Genomic DNA, 2772 nt, shown 5'->3' with positions numbered 1-2772 from the left:
GCGTATAATCGTCGGCAGCGTCAGATGTGTATAAGAGACAGGACCTCCACCTCCTCATGCGGCGCCCGCCGTTCGGCGGCCTCGGCATGGGCGAGGCTGGTGGCTCGTTCCACAACCAGCGTCCGGCATTCGCCGTCCAGCGTTTCGTAAACGCGCTTGGCCTCGTTCAGTTCATGCAGATCTTCCGTTTTCAGCGTGCGGTCCAGTGCGCTGGAGAGCAGCCGGAACTCCAGCACACCCGGCACCCGCGCCTCGTCCACGGCGCGCTTCAGCACGCCGACGGCTTGCAGGGTTTCACGGTCTAGTGCGCCTTCGGACATCGACATGCTGTGGGTTGAACGGCGGGATCACCCGAAATATCGGCTGAGGCCGGGCGGGGTCAAGTGCGATCCGGCACCGATCCGGCTTCACCCTCCGGTTCGACCGCACCGCGTCTTTGCAGCCACAGGGCGACGAGCCAGCACAGCGCGGCCCAGCCCGCCCCGACGCACCAGCCCGCCAGGACGTCGGTCGGCCAATGGACTCCCAAATAGACCCGGCTGCACCCGACCAGCAGCGTCACCGCCATCGCCACGACGAGCACATAGGCCTTCTGTCGCCGCCCCTCGACGAAGCGCGCCAGCATGGCGCCCAGCGTCAGGAAGACGACCGCCGACAGCAATGAATGACCGCTGGGGAAGCTGGCGGTGAAGACGATGTCGCCGTGGGGGACGATGTCCGGGCGCTCCCGCCCGATCTGGTTCTTCAACAGGCCGCTGATCGCCATGCCGCCGCCGACCGACAGCAGTACCAGGAGCGACGCCCCGCGCTTCCCCCGAAGCAGCAGGAAACCCACCGTCACCGCGGTGATCAGCGACAGCACCGTGATGCTGCCCAGCGCTGTGACGTCGCGCGCCGCGTTGTGAAGCCAGGGCGGCCCCAACGGCGCCGCCGGATCGCCGGCCACCCGCAGCGCCATCAGCACCGCACGGTCGAAGGCCGCCGTCTCGCCCTCGATCACCTCGCCGGCCAACAGGGCGAAGGTCAGGATCAGCCCGGCGCTGACCGCCATGCCGACGAGAAGCCTCAACTCGTGCCGGCCGAGCCTCGTCCAGAAGCCGGGTGCCCTCAATCCTGCCAGCGCCATCGCCCGTCCCATGCCTCCCGTCCGTCACAGACCGGTTATGGGAACGCCGGCCCGCACGGAAAAGGTCCGCCGGGCCGGACAAGCCGCGGCCACGCGGTCGCCCGCGATCGGTTGGTCCATAAACATAAAGATATCTTTATGCTTGCGGGGGCCGGATGGCGCTGCTACACCAACGCCACAGCGGGCCGGTGCGCCCGCCCCTTTTCATTGCTGTTCCACGAACAGCCGCCCAGGAGACCCCCCCGATGGCCGCGCCCGCCAACTTCACCGACTACAAGGTCAAGGACATCAGCCTCGCCGAGTGGGGCCGCAAGGAAATCACCATCGCCGAGACCGAGATGCCCGGCCTGATGGCGCTGCGCGCGGAGTTCGGCGAGACGAAGCCGCTGGCCGGCGCCCGCATCGTCGGCTGCCTGCACATGACCATCCAGACCGCCGTGCTGATCGAGACGCTGACCGCTCTCGGCGCGACCGTCCGCTGGTCGTCCTGCAATATCTTCTCGACCCAGGACCAGGCCGCCGCCGCCATCGCCGCCGCCGGCATCCCGGTCTTCGCCTGGAAGGGCGAGACGGAGGAGGAGTTCTGGTGGTGCATCGAGCAGACGCTCCGCGGCCCGGCCACCGGTGAGTATGCCGGCTGGACCCCGAACATGATCTTGGACGACGGCGGCGACGTCACCCAGATCATGCACGACAAGTATCCGGAGATGCTGGCCGAGGTCCGCGGCCTGTCGGAGGAGACCACCACCGGCGTCCATCGTCTCTATGAGATGATGAAGAAGGGCACGCTGAAGGTTCCGGCCATCAACGTGAACGACAGCGTCACCAAGTCGAAGTTCGACAACCTCTACGGCTGCCGCGAGTCGCTGGTCGACGGCATCAAGCGCGCCACCGACGTGATGGTGGCCGGCAAGGTCGCCGTGGTCGCCGGCTACGGCGACGTGGGCAAGGGCTCGGCCGCCTCGCTGCGCTCGCAGGGCGCGCGCGTCCTGGTGACGGAGATCGACCCGATCACCGCGCTCCAGGCCGCGATGGAAGGCTATCAGGTCGTCACGATGGACGAGGCCGCCCCGCAGGGCGACATCTTCGTCACCGCGACCGGCAACGTGGACGTCATCACGCTGGACCACATGCGCCAGATGAAGGACCGCGCCATCGTCTGCAACATCGGCCACTTCGACAGCGAGATCCAGATCGAGGCCCTGCGCAACTACGTGTGGGAAGAGGTCAAGCCGCAGGTCGACGAGGTCGTGTTCCCCGATGGCAAGCGCCTGATCGTCCTGGCCCAGGGCCGTCTGGTCAACCTGGGCTGCGCCACCGGCCACCCGAGCTTCGTGATGAGCGCCAGCTTCACCAACCAGGTGCTGGCCCAGATCGAGCTGTGGACCAACGCCGCCAGCTACGAGAACAAGGTCTACGTCCTGCCGAAGCACCTGGACGAGAAGGTCGCCCGCCTGCATCTCGACAAGATCGGCGCCAAGCTGACCACGCTGTCCGCCAAGCAGGCCGAGTACATCGGCGTGAAGGTCGAAGGCCCGTTCAAGCCGGACCACTACCGCTACTAAGCGGGTCCGGATGGATCGGAACGGAAAGGGCCGCCCAATGGCTGTCTCTTATACACATCTCCGAGCCCACGAGACTATAAC

General features: G+C 66.8%; 3 protein-coding genes. 1 reads left to right on the top strand and 2 read right to left on the bottom strand.

Translation table 11 applies throughout. The features are described 5' to 3' along the window. Nucleotides 1-20 precede the first annotated feature (20 nt). Nucleotides 21-326: a hypothetical protein gene (locus tag Q4I23_RS31935; RefSeq protein WP_498528899.1), complete on the bottom strand. Its 306-nt coding sequence runs from the start codon at nt 324-326 to the stop codon at nt 21-23. A 53-nt stretch (nt 327-379) separates the two neighbouring features. Further along, entirely contained in the window at nt 380-1138 is a 759-nt protein-coding gene (locus Q4I23_RS31930; protein ID WP_498528898.1) for a phosphatase PAP2 family protein, read from the bottom strand. Between the two features lie 233 nt (nt 1139-1371). On the opposite strand from Q4I23_RS31930, the gene ahcY reads away from it, so the two are divergent. Beyond that, nucleotides 1372-2691: an adenosylhomocysteinase gene (gene ahcY, locus Q4I23_RS31925; protein ID WP_454017233.1), complete on the top strand. Its 1320-nt coding sequence runs from the start codon at nt 1372-1374 to the stop codon at nt 2689-2691. The last annotated feature ends 81 nt before the right edge of the window (nt 2692-2772 follow it).

Source organism: Azospirillum sp. UFLA03-27 (assembly GCF_059803775.1).
This window is presented reverse-complemented; position numbering and strand designations above follow the sequence as displayed.

What these genes read in the sequence shown, in the direction of transcription:
- ahcY (WP_454017233.1), top strand. Translation starts at nt 1,372, where the DNA reads ATGGCCGCGCCCGCCAACTTCACCGACTACAAGGTCAAGGACATCAGC.
- Q4I23_RS31930 (WP_498528898.1), bottom strand. Translation starts at nt 1,138, where the DNA reads ATGGGACGGGCGATGGCGCTGGCAGGATTGAGGGCACCCGGCTTCTGG.
- Q4I23_RS31935 (WP_498528899.1), bottom strand. Translation starts at nt 326, where the DNA reads ATGTCGATGTCCGAAGGCGCACTAGACCGTGAAACCCTGCAAGCCGTC.